Genomic DNA, 21,797 nt, shown 5'->3' on the forward strand with positions numbered 1-21,797 from the left:
GATAGGTATTACCCTCACTTTTCTTATGAAAGGTGGGGGGATTGTTTTAAGGGGGAACGATAAAATGCTTATGTTAAAAGCAGAAGGGTGTAAAGCTACTAGAAATGAAAAGGTGATTTTTGAAAACGTTCATTTAGATATAGAAGAAAAGCAGAGAGTAGCCATTATTGGCAGTAATGGTGTTGGTAAAACGACATTGCTTAAAGCATTATTTGGTAAGGTGCAATTAGAAAAGGGAAAAATTATGAGAAGGTATCCTGCAGATGCTTGGGGATGGGTTGAACAGATGGAGGAACTAGCGGATGTGACTCTTTATGAATATGTTAGTTTGGTTCGTCCTGAGCTGGCAACTTATCAAAAGAAGATTGATGAGCTTCAAAAAAAGATGTCGATTGTAACAAAAGAGGAGCTAGAAGGCTTGATGGAGGAATACACGACATTTTATGAGCGTTTTATCGCAATGGATGGTTTTCAATTTCAAACGGAAATTGAAAAGCACCTGAGTCAATTACAGTTGCCCCCAGCAAGCTGGTACATGCCTTATAGTCAATTAAGTGGTGGAGAAAAAACTAGGGCGCAATTAGCTAGGACGATGCTCAAAAATCCAAAATTTTTAATTTTAGATGAACCAACCAATCATTTGGACAAAGATGCAATTGAATGGCTTACGAATTGGATTAAAGCTAGTGATACAACCGTATTGTTCGTTTCTCATGATAGACATTTTATTGATCAGGTGGCTGATGTAACGTATGAGTTGACAGCAGGAGGAACAAAAAAGTACAAAGGCGGTTATTCAGCATATAAAAAACAGAAGGATCATGAAATATTAACCCATCAGAAACTTTACGCCAAACAGGAACAAAAAAAGAAAGAGTTATTAGAGTCAATTAACCGTTATAAGCAATGGTTCCAGCAAGCCCAAAAATCATCTGGAAAAGATGATTCTGCTGCGCAAAAAAACAATTTCTCATCGAGGGCAACGAAAAGCGCCTCACGATTTAAGGCGCTTGAAAAAGCATTAGATCGCCTTGAGAAAAATAAAATAGAAAAGTACAAAGAAGCAGATCGAGTGAAGCTTGATTTTCATGAAACAGATTTTGGAGCCTCACGTCTTTTGCAAATACGTCAAATGACATTTGGATATGATGGTATTCCTATTTTTAAGGATTTTAACTTAGATGTGAAACGCTCCGAGAGATTAGCTGTAATTGGGCCAAATGGTTCCGGGAAAACTACTCTACTTCAGCTTATTTTAGGACGGAAGCAGCCGGAAGAAGGAATGGTACAGCTTCATCCTAGATGTAAGGTTGGTTATTTTTCACAAGAGCTTAGTGATCTGGACGGAAGCGATACAATATTGGATCATATTATGAAAATTCCTAATTTAACTCAGACAGAGGCAAGGACAATTCTCGGCTGTTTTCTGTTTAAAAGAGATAATGTGCTCAAAAGAATATCTCATTTAAGCATGGGTGAAAAATGTAGGGTCGCCTTTGTAAAATTATATTTCTCCGGCGCCGACTTACTCATTCTCGATGAACCGAATAATTATTTAGATATTGAGACGAGAGAGACGATTGAAGAGGCGCTTCAAGAATTTCCAGGTACGATAATTGCTGTTTCACATGACAAATATTTTTTGAGAAAAATTGCAGATAGAATACTAGATTTAGGAAGCACAAGCAAAAGAGTATTTGAAGGCTCTTATTCTGATTATGAGCGGGAGAAACAAAATAAAGAATCAAAATTAACAGTAGAAATGCAAAATGAACTTTTCTATTTGGAAATCAAGAGGCAGAATTACTTGTCAGATAGTCCTGTAAATGAAGAAGAGCAAGAGGAGATTTTAGCAAAAATTTACGAAATTAATCAAAAAATCGACAAAATTAAAAAGCAGGCTTATCGTAATTAATAAAAATATGCAGGCTCATAAATCCAGCAGTTGTTGGCAAAATTGAAAACTTTTCTTCATATTATAGGATGCTAGGTAAAGAAATGAAGTACTAATTCTATTATTGAAACGGAGGAGGGAGCGATATGGTAAATTAAAGTATTTTAACATAAAAAATCCTCATAACACAGACTTATAAGCAATTTTAAGTTATGCATATTCCTATTTCAGGTATAAAATTTTTAAATGAATTAATGTTGATAAATCTAATATATTTAAAGATAAATAATAATAGGAGAATGACATATGGTTTCAAAAATTAAGCTTTTTTGTTTTCATCATGCAGGTGGGTCTTCGTCTGCCTACTACAATTGGAAGGATTATTTAAACAAGGATATTGAGATTATCCCTATTGAATTAGCTGGAAGAGGGAAACGTTTGAAAGTGCCCGTATATACAAGTATGGAAGAAGCGGTATTAGATATTTACGATTTGATGAAACCTAATTTAGATGGTTCTCCATTTGCGATGTTTGGACATAGTATGGGAGCTTTATTAGTATATGAAATGATTCAGAAAATCCATGATGTCAAAGGAATAAGTCCAATACATGCATTTTTCTCAGGGCGACTACCTGTTCATACTATAGATCAGCAAAAGCGTTACACTTTACGAGATCAAGAACTAAAGAAATACATAGTAGACTTAGGGGGAATTCCATTAGAATTACAATCTTATGATGAAATATTAGATATGTTTCTCCCGATCATTAGAGCAGACTTTAAACTAGTTGAAACTTATGAGCTTAAAGGAAAAATAAGTCCTTTTACATTTAATATTTCTATTCTATACGGTTACGATGATAAGCTAGTAGATAATCAAAAATTGATAGAGTGGACTGATTATACTAGTAAACAATGCTATTTTTATGGATATCTGGGAGGGCACTTTTTTATTAATGATTTTACAGAAGAAGTTGTTAAAGTAATAAATAAAACATTAAGTTCATCCGATTTTCAAAGTAAAATATTATAAATGAGACTTTAATATTTCTATGTTTTTTATAGGGGAATTATCAGAAAAACACCAAAAAGGGAATGACTTCTCTTGTTTCTTCTCCAATTTTTTTCGTAGTTTTACACGTTAGTACTCGCACATCTATTAAAGAAACTTAAAAGGTTTATAAAGGTGGTGGAATTTAAATGATAGAAGTATATATTGTAAGAATTCCTAATAAAATAGAAACTAGATTATTTAAACAATTACTAGGTTATGTTTCTAATGAAAAGCGAAAAAAGATTGAGAACTTCCACAGGAAAGAAGATAGTTATAGGGGGCTTATTGCGGACCTTCTTGTTAGAAGTTTGATTATAAGAAAATATAGTATTTCAAATGAAGAAATTGAATTCAAAAATAATCTTTATGGAAAGCCGTATTTACATAATTTTTCTAATTTCGAATTTAATGTTTCTCATTCGGGTGATTGGGTTGTTTGTGCTGTAGATAAATTTTCAATTGGTATAGATGTTGAATTGATAAAGCCAATTGAATTTGAAATAGCAAAAAGCTTTTTTGCAGAGGCAGAATATAATGATTTGCTTTCTATAGATCCACTAAGGAAACTAGATTATTTTTATGATCTTTGGACTATAAAGGAAAGTTATGTAAAAGTTTTAGGAGAAGGATTAACAATTCCTCTTAATTCCTTTTTAGTTAAAAAACATGATTTTAAACAAATTGAAATAATAAAAAATAATAAAAAAACCCCATATTTTGTTAAACAATATGATATTGATGATCAGTATAAGTTATCAGTATGCGCTATGCATAATAATTTTTCTGTTAATCCTCAACATGTTAATTTTTTTAGTATAGTGAAAGAAATAATGGGTAAAGAGGTATTATTTTAGTAGCAGGTCATCAATTGGATTAACAAATTGTATATATGAATGTAAGTATTAAACCAACCTTAACTACAACCGTTTTATAAGAAAACTACCGAATATTTTAAAATTATTAATTCTTATATAAAATTAATAAGATTTATAATATGATAAAAGTATCAAAATACTTCTAAATCTATCTTGCAAAAGGACACACCTACGCATACATATGCCATTGGTGTGTCCTTTTTTTCGTTTTCTATAAGTTTCTGAAAAAAGAGCGGGAATGGGAATTGTTTATAGAATTAAAAGATAAGGGTTATGATTGGAAAGATATCAATGATTGGATACTGTCTATTGAAACAGGGTACTCCAAACATGGAAATAAACTAGTCATATATTAGTAAACGTTTTACATTCTAATAAGACAGGTGAGGGGAATATAGGATGTCAATCATTCGAAAGTATCACATTGCAATTGCTTGGATGATAGCTACTAGTGCAATGCTCATAAGTTTGGTTTTTAATGAATGGATGAAGTTGCCTCCATGTAATTTGTGCTGGTATCAAAGGATGGCCATGTAGCCATTAGTATTAATATTAGGTATAGGTATGTAGTAAGTACATATGCATTTCCACTTGCATGTATTGGCCTATTAATAGCCGTTTATCAAATCACGATTCAGGCTTTTCCTACAAGTGAATTGAAGATGTGTTCAGTAGGAGTTTCTTGTACAGGAGATTACTTGAATTTGTTTGGCTCCATCTCAATTCCTATGCTATCTTTTGTTAGATTTTTAGGCATAATAATCCTTCTATATATTAAACTTGATAGAGAGACAAAAGATCGAGCAACAAAGTGGTTGTGAAATATATATTTAAACAAACTAAAAATGCTCATAAATTGATAATAAAAACAAAAAAGAAATGAAAAAGGAGAAATAAAAAATGACAACAATACAAGTAAGTAATGAAATGTGCAAAATTCCAGAAGAAGATGTAGAATTATTAAAGATTATGGCTCATCCAGTTAGATTACAAATTGTGAAAGAACTAGAACGTCGCAAAGTTTGTAATGTAACACAGTTAACAGAGCTATTAGAATTGCCTCAATCAACCATATCTCAGCATTTATCTAAGATGCGTGGCAAGATTCTACGCTCGGAAAGAAGAGGGTTAGAGATGTACTATCATATTGTAAATTCCAAAGCATGCCAGATTGTTAGTGTACTAGGTTTATAATTAACTTAAACTATATAGTAGTTTATGAGAATAAATATAAAAAAAGGGCAGCTATGCCAGGCTGCCCTTTTTTTATTTGTGATTTTGCATATATTTGTGCGCATTTAGTATAGCAAATATTTTTCTTTTCTATCAAATAAAAAGAGCCTGTATGCACAGGTTAAAATTACGTATGGAAAAGAGATCATGATACTCAATCTCTTTTCCATACAAGGGTTAGAGATTAGTTGCTATTCGACTCATACTCATTTTATGTGTAATACTTAGAATATTCAATCTAATTATTTATTTCTCAATATGTTTTGTTTTTATTTATAAATACGTCATGCTTTTTGTCCAGTGAACTACCTACCACTTAACGTCCTAGCGGACTGTTTGAAGTGGGGGCTTCTCGGTTAGTCGTTACTTTTGGTAGCTAACGAATTCGTCCTAAGGCAGCCGAGCTAACTCCCTTGTTCCAAGGGTTATTTTATTGCTATCTATGCTAACGCCAATAGGTGTATTGCTTCATTTTTGATATTGATAGCTGCGTTATAATCTCTATCGAGATTTACACCGCATATACAAGAATAGACTCGCTCAGACAATGACATATTTTTCACATTTCCACAACTGCTACATGTTTTTGTGGAAGGAAACCATTTGTCTATTTTCACAAGCTGTTTGCCTTGTTCATTTAGTTTATAAGCTAAGAAAGAAGTGAACATACCCCAAGCATTATCAGCGACGCTTTTTCCAAAATGAAGTGCTTGCGATATTCCCTTCATATTTAGATCTTCAATAGCTACAACATCAAAATGAGTAGCTAACTCTTTAGACTTACGATGAAGGAAGTTCTTACGTTGGTTTGCTACTTTTTCATGCAGCTTAGCTACACGGATACGTTGTTTATTCCAACGCCCTGAACCTTTTGTACGTCTTGATAATACTCGTTGAGCCTTTACTAATCGGTCTAACATTTCACGATAGAACTTAGGATAATTGGCTCTCTCATCCTCAGAACTGACGTATAATTGATCCATCGCAAAGTCTAATCCAACAACTGTTTCTATTTCTTTTTGTACGATCTCTTTTTCGTATTCAGTCAAAATGGACACATAGTATTTACCAGTAGGTGTCATAGAAATCGTACATGACTTGATTATATGGTCTTGTGGTATGTCTCTATGCTGTTTGATACGTACCATTTTCAGTTTTGGCAATTTGATATGACCGTTAAGCAACATAATATTTCCGTTCACTACATTCGTTGTATAAGACTTTCTGTCTTTTTTGCTTTTGAATGTTGGGAAGTCATTTTGACCACGAAAGAAATTTTTATAGGCAGTTTGCAAGTTTAGTTGAGCATTTGCCAAAGCTAATGAATCCACTTCTTTTAACCACTCAAATTCTGCTTTGTATTTTGCAGGAGTGGGAAGCTTTTGTTTCTTTAGTTGATCCTTATCATCTTTATGTTTTTCATACGCTTCTTTCCGTTCAGCTAACATTCTGTTATACACGAAACGTACACAACCGAAGGTTTTACGCATAAGATGTGCTTGGTCTTCTGTTGGATACAAACGGAATTTATATGCTTTATTCTGCTTTGTCATATCATTTCACCTCACTTTTCACTTTGATTTTCAATATATGTTTTTACTACGTCTATTGGTGAACCACCAGTAGTTAGCAAGCAAAAACTTCTTGACCAAAACATCTCTTTCCAAAGTTTCTTTTTCACTTGTGGAAAGTCTCTTTTAATAAGTCGAGAACTTGCACTTTTATAAGCATTGATGAATTTTGTCATTTCTGTATTAGGGTGTGCCTTGAACAAAATATGAACATGGTCTACATCATGATTCCATTCAACTAACGTGATGTTATAGTTTTCAGATAGTCGAACAAACATATCTTTTGCATAGTCTGACATATCATCATCAAACACATTTCTTCTGTATTTCACGACCAACACAAGGTGATAATATAACAAGAATACTGAATGGTTATTACTATCTAATTTCATTTATATACCAGCCTTTATCATTTATAAGACTGATTATATCAGAGGCAAAATAAAAAGGAAAACCTTTTGGCTACGCCAAACCGAAATTCATCTCCCACCTACCGTTGGGCTAAGCCCTTCACACGCTTGAGGAAGGAGAATTCTTTCCGGAAATTCGTTAAAAAGGAGCGAATATGAAATTGACATGAATCTATGTTGTAACTATAATGATTACAGTTAGGGGTTAACTATAATCCAATAGAGAATTAGATTCTATCTCGTATTTAAAGAGTGGATAAGTTGTACTATCCAAATTTACGATGCTCAAATACTTTAAAAAACTACATTTTTCAACGTATCTTATTTGGAATCCTCAGTATTGAAAATTGTAAACATCTACAAAAAGTTAACAAGACTGTTATATGTAGAAAGAAACCTTTTAAAAAAGGTCATAATATACATAATAGGTTGCACACATTTTAATTAGTAGGAGCTGTGCCACTATCAAGACCTTTTTAATAAAAGTATAGAAAAAACTCAAGAAGGTGAGCTCATTGCGTAAACATGCATATGTGCAATTTTATGTATTGCTATTGGCTTTAATAGCTTATATAAGTTTTTGCGTTATATTTTTATTTGTTTTTCCGAATCTTTATTTTGTATCAGATTTTAATATCCGGCTATCATCTTTAGTTGTTGAAACTACTGTATTTATCTCATTACTGTATTCTATATTATCCAGAAAAATTAAGTTAGGAGTATTCTGGGTTTGTATTACTATTGCGATAGGGTGTTTCTTGATAGGGAATTTCATATCTGCTTTTCAAGTACTTAATGTAGAATTACCAATCCAAAATTTTAATATCTCTGATGTATTTTTGTTGTTTTTTTTATTCTTCTTTCTTTTTGCGTTCTTTTATAAAATTATGATGGAATGTAACAAATGGGAGAAAGCGTATTTACTTTGTGATTTATGCATTGTTGTTACTGCTATTTTTACATTAGAGTGGTACCTATTTAATAAACCATCTGCAAATATCTTATTCTTATCAATTGGAGATGTTTTTCTCTCATTTATTTTTCCGATTATAGATTTATTACTTCTATTACTTGGAGTTACACTAATCTTTAGACCTGCTATTTTCAATGCAAAAAGTAAATTGTTTATTTTTATCCTAGTATTAACTGGATTGGCTATTACGGACTACTTGTATTTCTACTTACAGGATGATTTGTCAGAGCGTTCAGTTATATTTTTAAGGTGTTTGTATAGAGTTTTACTATTATTTATCGCTATTGCTGCTACAATCCCAAAGAATACGTCTTCTAAAAGAAATTATTTTATTATTAATCCGACATTTGGAGAGAAACTTCTTGGTATATTCCCGTATCTTGCAGTTGCAGTCTTAATTGGCTTTACTTTGAAAGAGCAAACTTCTTCAGCTACATTAATTACGGGAAATTGTATTGCTTTTGTATTTGTACTGATTCGTCATACAATCGTACGAATGCAAAACAAAGAGTTAACTAAAACATTAAAAGTGTTTAATAATCAATTAGAACAAACAGTATCTCAAAGAACAAGGGATTTAATAAATAAATCTAATGATTTGGTAAAAAATCAAGAGAGATTTAAGTCATTATATGAGTATCATCCGGATCCTATTTTAACGATTGATTCAAACGGTATCGTATTAAATATAAACCAGGCTGGAAGTATGTTATTAGGAAAAGAAAGTGCTGCATTAATAGGGAAAGAGTGCTTCTCTATTTTTTTAGATGAAGATAAATCTGAATTGGAAGCAGCTATAAAGAAAGGAAAACGATGTAGTTCATCTTCACTACAGTTACGTGTAAAAAATAACAATGAGAAGGATATACTCTTTTGGTATGTCACTATAGTTCCTATTATGATAGAAGGACAAACCTTTGGGAGCTATGTAATGGTAAAAGACATAACGAGGATGAAACAACAACAGGAAGAGATAAATTACCTTGCATTCCATGATACGGTGACGGAGATTGGAAATCGTATATTCTTCCAACAAGAATTAGATAGATCCATTAAGCGTGCACAAAAAACACAGGATAAATTTGGGCTCCTGTATATTGATTTAAATCGCTTTAAGACTATTAATGATACATTGGGTCATTCGATTGGTGACAAGGTTTTAAAAGAAGTTGCCAAACGTTTTAGGACATGTCTGTCACCGACCATTCCTCTAGCAAGAATAGGTGGTGATGAGTTTGCAATCATTGTCCATAACCAAACAGAGCAACAGCTATTGGATTTGTGTAAAACTCTATTTCGTATAACTGAAGAACCATTTGTAGTAAATCAGCATAGTTTTTACTTATCTCTTAGTATAGGAATAGCAGTATATCCATTTGGAAGAATAAATACTACTACACTTTTACAACACGCTGATATCGCTATGTATAGCGCAAAGGAAAAAGGTAACAATGCTGTTTGTATGTATGACGAGACATTATCTCAAAAAGTAACTCGTCGATTACGATTAGAACAGGATTTACCAAATGCAATTGAAAATAATGAGTTGTTTTTATTGTATCAACCACAAATTGATAGTAAGGCAGGTAAGTTTATTGGTGCAGAGGCTTTAATACGTTGGCAACATCCAGAGCTTGGGCTGATTTCTCCTTTTGAGTTTATACCTATCGCAGAAGAAACGACGCAGATTATTTCAATTGGGAAGTGGACGTTACAGAAAGCGTGTCAACAACTGAAAGAATGGCATTCTGCGGGCTTTTCAAATCTAAAGATGGGGATAAATTTATCAGCTATAGAGTTTGAACAGAAAGATTTTGTTCAAACCATTATATCTACCATAGAAGAGATAGGGGTACCTGCTAATTCGATTGATTTGGAATTAACAGAGCGAATTGCAATGGTAGATGAAAGAGAAACTTTATCCAAGTTAAAAGCATTAAAATCATTTGGTGTACATTTATCAATTGACGATTTTGGCACAGGTTATTCTTCACTAGCGTATCTGCCTCTTTATCCAATTGATACTTTGAAAATTCCAAGAGAATTTGTTAATAGGATTGGAACTTCTACTGATGGAGATGAAATTATACAAACCATTATTTCACTTGCTCATACTTTAAACATGAAAGTGATAGCAGAAGGGGTAGAAACGAAGGAACAATTAACAGTGTTACAACGTAATGCATGTTATCTAATTCAGGGCTATTACTACAGTAAACCTGTAAATGAAGATGATTTTATCGATTTTTTAATTGTAATGCAAAATGAATAAGTGAAAAATTGATATATGTATGAAGTAAAGTGAAAAGACGTTCTATCCACATGGATTTGAACGTCTTTCTTATGTTTGTTTTCAGTAGTTATGCAGTTATGTTTATGTTTCAGCCTTTGAGAGTAAAATAAGTATCTATATTCCTTGTGTTAGGGATGATTTTAAAAATATTTTATTTATTCCATCCCTATTTGAGTTTTACTTACTGCTAATTTTTGACCATCTTTTTCAATGAAACTAACGGTGAAATTAGCTCCTGTGCCACCTTTTGCATTTTTACTCCAACTAGCAGTATACGTTTTTACATTTTTACTTGTAGAATCAGATTTGATGTCAGGTTCGCCATATTTAGCAACTAGATCCTCGTATTTATCTCCGCCTTCACCAGTTACAGGATCACCAGTTTTAATAGTATCCACATCGGCAACCGTTATCTTCTTTTTATCGTCCTTTTTCGTTTCTTGTTTTTGGTCTTGTTTTGCTTCTTTCTTAGCCTCTTGTTTTGGTTCATCTTTCTTTTCTGTAGAAGCTTTGTTTGACGAATCATCACAAGCAACTAGACTCATCGCTAAAGCACTTCCTAATGCAATGGTACTCAACTTTTTGAACATGTTTAATTCCTCCATTTTGAAAATTGTAAAATTCCACAGATGATTATACCAAATTAAGGTGAATGGTGATGTCGTATTCTGTCGAGATAAGAAAAAACAATAACGCAAGTTCTACCGTTCACTCTAATTGGTAACAAATCTTTATTTGAAGTGTATTGGAAATGCTAATGTATATCGTTTTTTCTAAATGTTAAAATAGAGAAAAAGGAGGTTTTCACATGGGAGATGTAATTGGTGATGTATTAGGAGGCCTCTTTATGTTCATCCCTTCAAAAAGGGGAAAAGTCATTCGTAAAAATTTTAAGCTTTTGGAAAAAGAAGTGTGGTTTAAAGAAATAGAGCATAGATATGGTAGGTTAATGGTTTTTAACCATTCTATTAGAGATTTTGTAGCAAATGAGAACCTAGAGGATATCTTAAAGGATGTTGAGAAAACTCATACATTTCTTCATGAATTAGAAAAACTACTGCAGCAAGAATAGATTTAATTGATGTAGTAGTGAAGGAATGTTTTATCCGTAAAGGATACTTCAAGCGTAGAAGTCTAAAGATATAGGTTTAGATGAAACAAGAAATCAATTATATGAAAAATTGCTTTATTGATTGATATATTCAGCTCTTGGAGAATTATTTCTTGTTTAGTGGATAGAATGATTCAATTTGCATGAACATCGTCAAATAGAGCAAATCAAAAAGGGAAAATTGTTTTCTGAAGTTGGAAGTGAAAATCATTGTCTATTTTTTGAGCCATTGAAAATAGCGTCAAGTTCTTACGTAATATATTAGAAGCTTGGTACTGATCCATACAAAGAAAAGACACCAAAGGCGCCTTTCTCCGTATGGAACCATCTTAAGTTTAATGTTAAGCATAAGATTCCTAACCAAAATGATTGTTGCAATTTAATATATTTTGAATACATGGATGTGTGCATTTCTATGACAAATAGATTATGCACTATCATGCAAGTTAGTATTTTATTGGTAATCATTTTCATCTGAGTTACTATTATAACTAGAATTATAAGAAGGACTATCATACCTAGAGGAATCTTCATTTTTGTAACTAGAAGTGCTGTTATAATTGGAGTTACTATATGAACTTTCAGAACTTGAACTATTAGAAGAGCTATAATAGCTAGGGGAACTATAGTCGTCATAATAGTCGTTAAAATCATCTTCATCATCCAAATCAGAATTTACAACTTTATTTGTATTTGCTTTCTTTCCAACTGATTGAACTCTATAAGACGCATTCCTTTTTTTATTTTGTTTTCTTTTTCCATTTCCTTTAGATTGCAACGAAGGTGTATACGTTATAGGTATTACTCTAGATAATCCCCTTACAAATAATCGAACAATACATACTAAAATCCACATGCAAATAATAAATACAAAGACATAAAGAGCAATGTTGTAAATCATATTGTTTATTGTATCTATCATCGCACCCTTTGAAATATTAAACATAAAATCAATCACCGCCATTTTTCTATAAGTTTTATATTAAAAACGTAATATTAATCTAAATAGAATTATAAAATATTTTTTTCGCTTTTCATATAAAAAATATGAATTTGTTACCGCGGATTAGAATTAAGAAAAAGACACCCTGAGGTGCCTTTCAATGACCTTAGTATCATTTTTTAGTGTGAAAAGGTAAATTGTATACAGTTTGATACTCTCGCTGGATTATTTCATTTGTATATAAATTATTTTAAACTTTTTCTCATTTTCATGCATTTGAAATTTAATAGTGAGGGATAACGCTACATGCCCATCAACTTAAGAAAAATAAATGTCCCCAAAATTATAAAAGGAACAAATTAATTTACTCCTTTTTTACTTGAATTCCACATGACATTTAGTATCAATGATTCCAAAAGCAACTTTACATGGGAATGGATTTTTTCCTCTTGAAGCATCACGCATACATGAAAGCACCCAATAATCCAATTCTAAGGGTAAACGGAATACTTGGATACTACTATCATCGTTTTTTACTGTTACGATTGGTGTATTTACCCTAGTTGTAGTGAAACCGTCCGTTGTTATTATTGCTACTGCATCATTATTATGAAAACCCGTGCTTAAAACCTCGTAAGTTATTCCATCATTCTCATTAATAATCATAGGTATATTTAAATAGGGATAGTTATTTATATTGTTATGAATAACTGTTCTTGCTGTATTCTTTCTTATCTGATTCCCTTGCATTTTATACACTCCTTTATAACAATCCAAACGTTTAAATCTATTCTATTTTACATCCAGTATATCCGAAAATTGTAGTGTCAACTTATTAGAGAAAGCATCCGTACATATGATAGCGCTATTTAACGGATCTATATCAATGATGGTCATATAGTTAGTAAGTAAATAGCCGCCTTCATAATATGTAATTAGTATTTCTTCTTCGGATAATAAGGAACATAAAAGCATGTTCTCAATCAGTTCTTTTTCTTCAGAGGTTAAAATGGGACGTGCTATTTTATTTTTCTCTTTGATTATTTCACGTATTCCGGCGAATTGTTCTGGCATTGCTGCGAACGGAGACCATTTGACCATTCCTCTTCCTTTTGGCATATTGGCGTTACTCATGATTTATGTCCTCCTATTAGTGTGTTTCTGTGTCTAGCTGTAGCGCTATGCGTGTAGGAAATCCCTCGTAAAATACTGTTTTTCCCAAACTTTGTGCGTATTTCATCCATTACTTTTGTCAACTTCACTTCTTGTTCTCGTTTTGTGACATCATCAAAAAGAGAAATTTGTTCTTCCCCTTCTTGAATTAGGTTTGTTAAGGATATGTTTATGCTACGAATGGGTTCACCAGTATATTGCTGATGTAAAAAGTATGTACAGATATGATAAATATCCATTGTTAAATTTGTAGGACGGCTTAAACTATGTGTTTTTCTAATGCCACCTGCATTATCCTTGCTATAACCAACAGAGAAATGAACGGTTCGAGCAAGTTTGTTTTGTTGTCTTAATCGATAGCAAACTTCTTCGGTATGTTCCAGTAGGATAATTGGAAATTCTTCTATTGTATAATCACGCATTAAAATTTGGCTTTTTCCTATAGAAGTTGTAACCGGAACATATTTCTCTGAAATTCGACTAAAATCAATCCCATTACTATGTAAGTGTAATTCTTCTCCAATCACACCGAAGCTTTGTTTTAAATATTTAAGAGGATAATTAGCTAAATCTCCAATAGAATGTATTCCTTTTTGATTTAATTTTGTTTCTGTTTTATGCGAAATACCCCAAAACTTACTCAGCGGCCGTATGCTCCATAATTTTGTAGGTATATCTTCGTATGTCCAATAAGCGACTCCGTCTTTATTTTTCTTTGCTTCAATATCTAAAGCTACCTTACTCATCAATAGGTTAGGTGCAATCCCGATTGTGCATTCAATTCGTGTGTGTTCATATATTTCACGTTTAAACTGTAATGCAAATTCATTTGGATTTCGGGCAAATAGATGGATGCTATCGGTAATATCCATAAAAAATTCATCGATGCTGTATTGATGAAAGTCTTCAATAGGAACATATTGTAGAGCTAACTTCGTTATGTAATTGGAGCACTTAATATAGGTTCCCATAATTGGATTCACAATAAGGATATCTTTTTGCCGAGGAATCTCGTATAGCCTTGCCAACTTCTTTACTCCCATTGCTTTTAAAGGTGGAGTTGCGGCTAAAACAATGGACCCATTCCTATTCACATCACCGACTACAGCTAATTTTGTATGAAGTGGGTCTAATCCCATTTTGATGCAACTAACAGAAGCATAAAAGCAACGAAGATCAACACATAAAATGATTCTATTCGGTAAAATTGAATAGTCATACATCATAATTCCTCCTAATAACAAGAACATCCGTTCTTATTATACACGAACTTACGTTCTTTTATGAAGTGGTTTTTGAAAAAATATTTTATTATATGAATTAAAAATACGCAGAATGAAAGAGAGAGGTAGCGGCCTAATGTAGTTGGAGTGTTTAGGTTATAAACAGTGTTATCTACATTAGGTAGTACAGGAAGAAAATGATGGGAGGGAAGTTCTTTAAATCATTTTCTAAGTATTTGAAATATAAGTGTTGACTGTAATTTATTACCTATGCTAACATATAGATAATTTAATTTAGGCGGTGGATATGTATTGGACTCAGACGTTGACTCGGATAGTTGGCTAAATAACCTCGATTTTCTTAGAGTACCTCTTATTATTTTGAGAATGTAGATTGTAAACAATCTTATATTACACGCAGTTAATAAATAGTAAGTAGGGAAAGTGAAAATATATTAGGAGGTGAATCCTTTAGTTTTTACAAAACTAAGGGGATTAGTTGGACATATTTAATTTAATTATGGTAGCGGTTTTAGTCGCATGTACCGCGTTTTTCGTGGCAATTGAGTTTGCTATTGTAAAAGTAAGAGCATCAAAGATTGATCAATTTATATTAGAAGGAAAGAAGGGTGCGTTGGCAGCTAAGAAAGTAACGTCAAACCTGGATGAATATTTGTCGGCTTGTCAATTAGGTATTACAGTGACAGCAATGGGACTAGGGGCATTAGGTGAACCAACCATTGAGAGACTTTTATATCCTTTATTTGATAAGTGGAATATCAACCCTTCCATTGCAGGTGTATTATCTTTAGGAATTGCTTTTACTTTTATGACGTACTTACATGTTGTAGTTGGTGAATTGGCACCCAAAACATTTGCGATTCAAAAGGCTGAGAAGGTTACTTTATTGCTTTCAGCTCCGCTTATCTGGTTCCACAAAATCATGTATCCGTTTATTCGATTGTTGAATGGCTCTGCAAGGATGATAACAAGACTATTTGGTTTAAGATCAGCATCAGAGCATGATGTCGTACATACAGAAGAAGAATTACGATTGATTCTTTCGGAAAGTTATGAACGTGGAGAGATTAATCAAGCTGAATATAAATATGTAAATAATATTTTTGAATTTGATAATCGTATTGCAAAAGAAATAATGGTCCCTCGTACAGAAATTATAGGGCTTCATGTAGAGAATTCTTTAGCGGATCATATAAATATAATCCGTAATGAAAAGTACACACGCTACCTTGTATTTGGAGAAGACAAAGATGAAATCATCGGCATGGTGAATGTGAAAGATTTCTTGATTCGTTATATAAGTAATGAATCAAAAGAATTTAATTCTATTTCCTCGTATACGCGTCCAGTAATTGAAGCAATAGAAACCATACCAATACATGATTTATTATTAAAAATGCAAATGAAACGTATTCCATTGGCTGTGTTATATGATGAATACGGTGGCACAGCTGGTTTGGTAACAATTGAGGATATACTAGAAGAAATTGTAGGCGAAATCCGTGATGAATATGATGGTGATGAGCTTTCACCAATTCAACAAATGAATAATGATCATATTGTCGTAGAAGGTAAAGTGCGTATTAGTGAAATAAATGATTTGTTAGGATTACATATGAATGATAGTGATGTTGATACAATTGGTGGTTGGATTCTAATGCAGAATTATGATATCCAGGAAGGACAAACGTTATTTAGTGAAGGATATGCATTTACAATTCTTTCAAAAGACCCCCACCAAGTTAAGCGTGTTGAAATACAAAAAGAAATTTTAGAAGCAGCAACTGTATAGTTGCTGCTTTTTATAGGGGTAGCAGAAAATGAAAGCAAAGATACTTGTAACATTAACCTTACCTGTTATGTTATTAGCAGGTTGTACAACCGAAACATATGGACTTACACAATCAGAGTTCAGACAAGTAGATAAAGAGTTTAAAGCAGATAAGATGATAAAAGACATGAAACAGTTGCATTATAGCGATGAACAAATTGAGAAACAGCTAAGAATGGCGTTAGCACAATTAAAGTATGAAGAGGAAATGAAGAAGAAAGAGAATGACAAGTACAAGGGTATAGAGACGGAAGAAGACACCAAGAAAGACAAGAAGAAAGAATCAATAGGGGACAATGAAACACCCTATGAAAAGAAAGCAAAAGAAAAAGTAACGGTAGCGGAAGAAAGATATCCGTATGAGATTGATTAAACAAGGGTAAATATATTAGTAGGGTTAGGTGAAAAAGCCTAGCTCTTATTTTAGGGGGATATTGCATCAATGGAGCGGGTTATACAAGAGTTTTTTTCTTCAAGTAAAAACTATAAGGTTCAAATAATTAAAAGGAAGGATGGTCTTTACACAACAGAAGCGTATAGATGGATGGAGGATTGTGGATATGAATTTTGGAGTTATATATCACAAGGATTGACTTTGATAGATAGTAAGGAACATGCGCAAAAGATTGCTATGGAACAACTAAAGGAATGTTCAAGGGATGAGTATTAAAAATATGCTATTTTATCTGTAAAATTATAAGGAATTATGATGTTTTATGAAAATATAGAAGTGAATTCCAATTAATCCTATTTATCTTATGCGAATTATAAGTTATAATAAAATTGGGTGCAAAGATGCACTATTTGAAAAAGAGTGCAAGGCAAAAAGGAATTCGTAAAGGATTCCTTTTTTGTTTTTTAGAAAATGAAACAACTTTGTAAATATCTCCATCTTTTTTTAGTATAAATGAACTTCTACTTTATAAACATAAAAGGTTTTTTGGGGAATTGCCATATTCCTGTAACAAAACAAAGGTATGTTATGTGTGTAAAATATAAAGAGAAAGAAGGAAAAGTTGTGAAAAAAATTTTGCCAATTGTTGCGTTATTAGGCATGATGAGTTTTGGAGTACAGGAAATGAATGTAAGAGCTGATACCCATTATAAGAGCGATTCAAAAATTAGTTTTTGGGATTCGAAAAGAAAGGGTACTAATTTCATGAATAGTACGTCATTACCTGAAAACTATAAAAGTGCAAAAGAAGCTAATATTGAATATGTTCGTTTAGCACCTGATAAATGGGCGAAAGATAAAGATTTTCTATTTGAAGATAAACCAGATACTTCTGGAAAGGATTTTCTAATAGGTAATGCAGATAACTACCAGGGATTAGTAAAGGAAGATCTAGAAAAATTAAAGGCGGATTTAGATGCCGCACAATCACAAGGAATGAAAGTCGTTCTTACAATGTTATCCTTACCTGGTGATCGATGGCGCCAATTTAATAATAATAAGAATGACGACAGAATATGGGAAGAAGAGAAGTATCAAGATCAAGCAAGTCAATTTTGGAAGGACCTCGCTTTGGAACTAAAAGATCACCCCGCGGTGGTTGGTTATAATATTATAAATGAACCACATCCAGAAACAGCTAAAAATAATAGATATAATGATTTTTGGACGGAAGATTACGAGAAATGGTATGCAAAAGTGGAGGGAACGACAGCGGATTTAAACAGATTTTATCAAAAGGTAATCAATTCCATTCGTGAAGTAGACCAAGAAACACCGGTTATTTTAGATTCAGGTTTATATGCTACTCCATGGGCCTTTAAATACTTAAAGCCAGTAAAGGATAAAAAAACGCTTTACGCATTTCATATGTATGAACCATATGAATTAACGAGTCAAGGTGAAAAGAAAAATAAAGAATATCAATATCCAGGATTAATAAAAGTAGGAGACTTAGAGAAACCTGTAATGTGGAATAAGCAGGGATTAGAGAAGTTTTTGAAGCCAATTCAACAATGGTCTAAGAAAAATCATGTACCATCTAATCGAATTATTGCAGAGGAGTTTGGAATTAACCGTACTGTTCCAGGTGCTACCCAATACATACAAGATCTTATTTCTATCTTTAACCAAAAAGGATGGCATAAATCATTCTATGCATTCCGTGAAGACACATGGACAGGGATGAATTATGAATTGGGAACAGAAAAAATAAAATGGGATGAAGAGGGTAAACCGATGCGTCAAGATAATTCAATCTGGGATGTAATAAAAAAAGATTTAGAAACGCGTAAATAGTTTAGAATATTAGGCTTAAGGACTAAATGTAAGCATCTAATTCAAATAGAATTAGATGCTTTTTATTTCGAAAAAAGGTGGAGTTGAATTAAAGATTCCATCTTTTCTTTTGCATAAAGAGTACCAATCAGGTTTATTTACAACGAAAAATAAGATTTTTAGAGAATAGCTTAGAAAAAAATTGTGGAGGTTCAAACAAATGTGGTCACAATTGTTTAAACCTTTAAAGTAAATAAGTTTTATGAATTTTTCGTGAGATCCCAACTTTTAAATGTTGTAATTTATTTACTTATTTCCCCAATTGGATATATTTCTCTAATTGGATGGAAGTTTAGAATACAGAATCAAAACATAATAGGCTGTTATCGATGAGTTTATCGTAAAGTTGTTATTTAATGTGTCATCAAATAACATTTATATACAATAATACATAAAGAAAAGGAGATATTTATGAAAAAATATAGAGTAATAGACACAACTTAAATAGTATGAATAGTTTAGATTGTAAAAACATGAAGAAGAAAACAAAAAATCCTTAAGAGTAATAAGGAAAAATGAGGGAGTTAATATGGGGAATAATTCAAAACATAAAACTAGAAAAATACTTGCAGCTACTGCTACAGTAACTATGCTTGCGACTGGAATGATTTCTTCATCAGATGTCTTTGCGGAGCAAAAGGAGCAGCAAAAAAATTTATCGACATCACCGCAAAGTGAAAAGTCAGTCAAATCAGAAAATAGAACATTTACAGTCCCAGGAAAAGGGGATGTTGAGGTACTGAAACAACAGGAAAGAAAAAATATGGCATTTAGTCCATATGAACCAACTGGTTTATATGCAAAGCTAAATGAACAAATAACGATTAATGTAGAAGGTAATCAAGATATTCAGGTATATATTGGAACGTATTCGTATGATGCTTCTTGGAGAGAAGATTCTAAGATAAAATCATTCACATTAAAACCTGGTATAAACACAATCCAATCTCCAAATGGGGGGATGATTTATTTTTATAATAAACAACAAGGTGGTACCATTCGAACAACAATCACAGCAGGTGGAACGACTACGCCTTTCTTTGAACTAGGAAAGCATACGAAACAAGATTTAATAAACATGCTGGACCAGTATCCTAATGCACATGCAGTGGAGTTAAAAGGCGAACGTGTATTAATTACGGCCAGCCCTGCACGTGTTAAGAAATATTTGTTGGGTTCTAATACAGATCCTGTACAACTCTTAAAAAAGATGGATGAAGCTACTCGAATTCAAGACAAAGTAGCTGGATTATCTGAAGAACAAGTAGATAAACATTATGTTCATTACGTAGAAGAAAATCATTCTCCTGATTATTATATGTATGCAACTTCTTATCGAACAGCATATGTAGGAGATGCAATCCAATACGTGTTAGATATTAATAAATTTGTAACAGATGGATGGGGTCCTTGGCATGAGGCAGGACATTTGAGACAACAATCACCCTGGAAGTTTTATAATATGACAGAAGTACAAAATAATATATACAGCCTTTCTGTAGAAAAAGCATTTAATCAACCATCCAACTTAGAGAAAAGTGGAGTTTATCCAAAAGCGTTTCAATATCTAGAACAAACGAATAAAAACTATGACGAAATTAGTGATGTTTTTGTAAAACTTGTTATGCTTTGGCAACTACAGTTAGCGTATGGAGAGGATTTCTATCCTAAATTGCATCAATTGTATAGAGACATGCCTTCAAGTGAACTTCCACAAACTGATGAAAATAAAAAACAATTATTTATGATTTCAGCATCAAAAGTAGCCAAACAAAATTTGATTCCTTTCTTTGAGAAGTGGGGATTACGTCCAAATAACGATACCATTCAAAAAGTAGCTGCATTAGGATATCCAATTTTAACAGCAGAGATTTGGAAGGGGACGGATTCTAATCCAATTAAACCAGATATGCCTAATGTAAATAATATTTTAGAAGGAAACCAGTTTGCATGGTCACTAAAAGGAATTAGTGATTTCGAGTTTGCTAAAATTAATTTCAATAAATCGACAGAAGAAATGCAAGTAGACTTAAAAGCAGGCGTACCGCATCATTATTTTAATGAAATATATGCGAGTATTAAAGTACAAAATGCAACAGGGAAAGTAGTATACAATAAAGACATTTATGGAAATAAACAACAAAATGCTGAATCGCAAAAAGTTTCAGTCAAAGTAGGAGATTATATTGAGTTAACACATCTAGAAGGTGTGCATAGAGCTACTCTCACAAATGTAGATAATAGTAAACAAGAGAGCTTTGGAAAAAAAGCCATGTACGAAGTTACAAAGGAAGGTCTGAAGAAAGTAAATCAAATTGTTAATCCGAAACCGGACACAGAAGCTCCAACACAGCCACAAGGATTATATGCAAGCAACCTTACTTCTAACAGTGTAGAGCTAAAATGGAATCCTTCTACAGATAATGTAGGTGTAAAAGAATATCAGGTATTACGCGATGGACAATTGATTCAAACGGTACAAGGAACGACGTTTACTGATCAAAACTTAACAGTTAATAAGGAATATAAATATGCAGTGAAGGCTGTAGATGCAGCTGGGAATACATCAATCCAAAGTGAAATTCTTCTTGTAAAAACCAAAGATCAAAATGTATCTTATGAAAAATGGGATCCAAAGAAGGCATATACAAAGGGCGATAAAGTAGAACATCAAGGGACAGTGTATGAAGCTGTTCAAAATCATCAAGGAAATGGTGACCCGAATTGGATATTTGCACTATCGTTATGGAAAGCAATTACAATCAATTAATATGTAAGAATCAGATGTAAAGATAGAACAACATCCAGTATTTTAAAGAATTACTGGATGTTGTTTGAATTTTGATAGATTTCTCTACTACGTTAGTATTCAATAATAAAAATTAGAAAAGGATGTAGAT

The 21,797-nt window shown here is 32.5% G+C and carries 18 protein-coding genes and 2 pseudogenes; 13 read left to right on the forward strand and 7 right to left on the reverse strand.

The window, feature by feature from the left end; genetic code table 11:
- Positions 1 to 64: 64 nt before the first annotated feature.
- The 6 genes and pseudogenes from abc-f to ACTFRU_RS21400 all read left to right on the forward strand — a co-directional run bounded on the left by abc-f (position 65) and on the right by ACTFRU_RS21400 (position 5,019).
- Positions 65 to 1,915, forward strand: coding sequence for a ribosomal protection-like ABC-F family protein (abc-f, locus tag ACTFRU_RS21375; RefSeq protein WP_000928863.1), 1,851 nt, complete (start codon positions 65 to 67; stop codon positions 1,913 to 1,915).
- Positions 1,916 to 2,200: 285 nt separating this feature from the next.
- Entirely contained in the window at positions 2,201 to 2,929 is a 729-nt protein-coding gene (locus ACTFRU_RS21380) for a thioesterase II family protein (protein ID WP_139849329.1), read from the forward strand.
- Between the two features lie 167 nt (positions 2,930 to 3,096).
- Positions 3,097 to 3,804 (forward strand): 4'-phosphopantetheinyl transferase family protein, encoded by a 708-nt coding sequence (locus ACTFRU_RS21385; RefSeq protein WP_098529658.1) that lies wholly within the window; start codon positions 3,097 to 3,099, stop codon positions 3,802 to 3,804.
- 167 nt (positions 3,805 to 3,971) lie between these two features.
- Positions 3,972 to 4,181, forward strand: coding sequence for a hypothetical protein (locus tag ACTFRU_RS21390; protein WP_370624736.1), 210 nt, complete (start codon positions 3,972 to 3,974; stop codon positions 4,179 to 4,181).
- A gap of 43 nt (positions 4,182 to 4,224) precedes the next feature.
- A pseudogene (locus ACTFRU_RS21395) lies at positions 4,225 to 4,646 on the forward strand (disulfide bond formation protein B).
- A gap of 79 nt (positions 4,647 to 4,725) precedes the next feature.
- Positions 4,726 to 5,019: an ArsR/SmtB family transcription factor gene (locus ACTFRU_RS21400; protein ID WP_139849330.1), complete on the forward strand. Its 294-nt coding sequence runs from the start codon at positions 4,726 to 4,728 to the stop codon at positions 5,017 to 5,019.
- A 479-nt stretch (positions 5,020 to 5,498) separates the two neighbouring features.
- Here the strand turns inward: ACTFRU_RS21400 and ACTFRU_RS21405 are convergent, their stop codons facing one another.
- Positions 5,499 to 6,611 (reverse strand): RNA-guided endonuclease TnpB family protein, encoded by a 1,113-nt coding sequence (locus tag ACTFRU_RS21405; protein ID WP_440037841.1) that lies wholly within the window; start codon positions 6,609 to 6,611, stop codon positions 5,499 to 5,501.
- A gap of 11 nt (positions 6,612 to 6,622) precedes the next feature.
- Positions 6,623 to 7,021: an IS200/IS605-like element ISBth16 family transposase gene (gene tnpA / locus ACTFRU_RS21410; RefSeq protein ID WP_000762752.1), complete on the reverse strand. Its 399-nt coding sequence runs from the start codon at positions 7,019 to 7,021 to the stop codon at positions 6,623 to 6,625.
- 533 nt (positions 7,022 to 7,554) lie between these two features.
- On the opposite strand from tnpA, the gene ACTFRU_RS21415 reads away from it, so the two are divergent.
- Positions 7,555 to 10,284 (forward strand): EAL domain-containing protein, encoded by a 2,730-nt coding sequence (locus tag ACTFRU_RS21415; RefSeq protein WP_440037842.1) that lies wholly within the window; start codon positions 7,555 to 7,557, stop codon positions 10,282 to 10,284.
- Positions 10,285 to 10,460: 176 nt separating this feature from the next.
- Here the strand turns inward: ACTFRU_RS21415 and ACTFRU_RS21420 are convergent, their stop codons facing one another.
- Positions 10,461 to 10,895: a hypothetical protein gene (locus ACTFRU_RS21420; protein ID WP_000473787.1), complete on the reverse strand. Its 435-nt coding sequence runs from the start codon at positions 10,893 to 10,895 to the stop codon at positions 10,461 to 10,463.
- 218 nt (positions 10,896 to 11,113) lie between these two features.
- On the opposite strand from ACTFRU_RS21420, the gene ACTFRU_RS21425 reads away from it, so the two are divergent.
- Entirely contained in the window at positions 11,114 to 11,377 is a 264-nt protein-coding gene (locus ACTFRU_RS21425) for a hypothetical protein (protein WP_098529664.1), read from the forward strand.
- A 493-nt stretch (positions 11,378 to 11,870) separates the two neighbouring features.
- Here the strand turns inward: ACTFRU_RS21425 and ACTFRU_RS21430 are convergent, their stop codons facing one another.
- The 4 genes from ACTFRU_RS21430 to ACTFRU_RS21445 form a co-directional block, all read right to left on the reverse strand.
- Positions 11,871 to 12,362, reverse strand: coding sequence for a hypothetical protein (locus tag ACTFRU_RS21430; protein ID WP_098529666.1), 492 nt, complete (start codon positions 12,360 to 12,362; stop codon positions 11,871 to 11,873).
- Positions 12,363 to 12,734: 372 nt separating this feature from the next.
- Positions 12,735 to 13,109, reverse strand: coding sequence for a hypothetical protein (locus ACTFRU_RS21435; RefSeq protein ID WP_098529668.1), 375 nt, complete (start codon positions 13,107 to 13,109; stop codon positions 12,735 to 12,737).
- A 42-nt stretch (positions 13,110 to 13,151) separates the two neighbouring features.
- Positions 13,152 to 13,493, reverse strand: a complete 342-nt coding sequence (locus ACTFRU_RS21440) for a YolD-like family protein (RefSeq protein WP_098529670.1) — start codon at positions 13,491 to 13,493, stop codon at positions 13,152 to 13,154.
- Positions 13,490 to 14,755, reverse strand: coding sequence for a Y-family DNA polymerase (locus ACTFRU_RS21445; RefSeq protein ID WP_098529672.1), 1,266 nt, complete (start codon positions 14,753 to 14,755; stop codon positions 13,490 to 13,492). The genes ACTFRU_RS21440 and ACTFRU_RS21445 overlap by 4 nt, the downstream gene beginning before the upstream one ends.
- A 499-nt stretch (positions 14,756 to 15,254) precedes the next feature.
- On the opposite strand from ACTFRU_RS21445, the gene ACTFRU_RS21450 reads away from it, so the two are divergent.
- The 5 genes and pseudogenes from ACTFRU_RS21450 to ACTFRU_RS21470 all read left to right on the forward strand — a co-directional run bounded on the left by ACTFRU_RS21450 (position 15,255) and on the right by ACTFRU_RS21470 (position 21,667).
- On the forward strand, positions 15,255 to 16,568 hold the full coding sequence (locus ACTFRU_RS21450) for a hemolysin family protein (protein ID WP_098529674.1): 1,314 nt from the start codon (positions 15,255 to 15,257) through the stop codon (positions 16,566 to 16,568).
- A 28-nt stretch (positions 16,569 to 16,596) separates the two neighbouring features.
- Positions 16,597 to 16,798 (forward strand): annotated as a pseudogene (locus tag ACTFRU_RS21455) (hypothetical protein); the annotation flags it as partial.
- Between the two features lie 251 nt (positions 16,799 to 17,049).
- Complete coding sequence (locus tag ACTFRU_RS21460; protein WP_048538663.1) at positions 17,050 to 17,277, forward strand: hypothetical protein; 228 nt, start codon at positions 17,050 to 17,052, stop codon at positions 17,275 to 17,277.
- Positions 17,278 to 17,589: 312 nt separating this feature from the next.
- Positions 17,590 to 18,858: a glycoside hydrolase family 5 protein gene (locus tag ACTFRU_RS21465; protein ID WP_440037843.1), complete on the forward strand. Its 1,269-nt coding sequence runs from the start codon at positions 17,590 to 17,592 to the stop codon at positions 18,856 to 18,858.
- A 568-nt stretch (positions 18,859 to 19,426) separates the two neighbouring features.
- Positions 19,427 to 21,667: a M60 family metallopeptidase gene (locus ACTFRU_RS21470; protein WP_440037844.1), complete on the forward strand. Its 2,241-nt coding sequence runs from the start codon at positions 19,427 to 19,429 to the stop codon at positions 21,665 to 21,667.
- The last annotated feature ends 130 nt before the right edge of the window (positions 21,668 to 21,797 follow it).

This window comes from Bacillus cereus group sp. MYBK220-1, assembly GCF_051916445.1.
Lineage (GTDB): Bacteria > Bacillota > Bacilli > Bacillales > Bacillaceae_G > Bacillus_A > Bacillus_A cereus.

Bases quoted from the DNA above. Each gene is read 5' to 3' on its own strand.
- tnpA (WP_000762752.1), bottom strand. From the start codon at position 7,021: ATGAAATTAGATAGTAATAACCATTCAGTATTCTTGTTATATTATCAC.
- ACTFRU_RS21380 (WP_139849329.1), top strand. From the start codon at position 2,201: ATGGTTTCAAAAATTAAGCTTTTTTGTTTTCATCATGCAGGTGGGTCT.
- ACTFRU_RS21430 (WP_098529666.1), bottom strand. From the start codon at position 12,362: ATGTTTAATATTTCAAAGGGTGCGATGATAGATACAATAAACAATATG.
- abc-f (WP_000928863.1), top strand. From the start codon at position 65: ATGCTTATGTTAAAAGCAGAAGGGTGTAAAGCTACTAGAAATGAAAAG.
- ACTFRU_RS21470 (WP_440037844.1), top strand. From the start codon at position 19,427: ATGGGGAATAATTCAAAACATAAAACTAGAAAAATACTTGCAGCTACT.
- ACTFRU_RS21445 (WP_098529672.1), bottom strand. From the start codon at position 14,755: ATGTATGACTATTCAATTTTACCGAATAGAATCATTTTATGTGTTGAT.
- ACTFRU_RS21465 (WP_440037843.1), top strand. From the start codon at position 17,590: ATGTGTGTAAAATATAAAGAGAAAGAAGGAAAAGTTGTGAAAAAAATT.
- ACTFRU_RS21400 (WP_139849330.1), top strand. From the start codon at position 4,726: ATGACAACAATACAAGTAAGTAATGAAATGTGCAAAATTCCAGAAGAA.
- ACTFRU_RS21425 (WP_098529664.1), top strand. From the start codon at position 11,114: ATGGGAGATGTAATTGGTGATGTATTAGGAGGCCTCTTTATGTTCATC.
- ACTFRU_RS21385 (WP_098529658.1), top strand. From the start codon at position 3,097: ATGATAGAAGTATATATTGTAAGAATTCCTAATAAAATAGAAACTAGA.
- ACTFRU_RS21420 (WP_000473787.1), bottom strand. From the start codon at position 10,895: ATGTTCAAAAAGTTGAGTACCATTGCATTAGGAAGTGCTTTAGCGATG.
- ACTFRU_RS21460 (WP_048538663.1), top strand. From the start codon at position 17,050: ATGGAGCGGGTTATACAAGAGTTTTTTTCTTCAAGTAAAAACTATAAG.
- ACTFRU_RS21440 (WP_098529670.1), bottom strand. From the start codon at position 13,493: ATGAGTAACGCCAATATGCCAAAAGGAAGAGGAATGGTCAAATGGTCT.
- ACTFRU_RS21435 (WP_098529668.1), bottom strand. From the start codon at position 13,109: ATGCAAGGGAATCAGATAAGAAAGAATACAGCAAGAACAGTTATTCAT.
- ACTFRU_RS21405 (WP_440037841.1), bottom strand. From the start codon at position 6,611: ATGACAAAGCAGAATAAAGCATATAAATTCCGTTTGTATCCAACAGAA.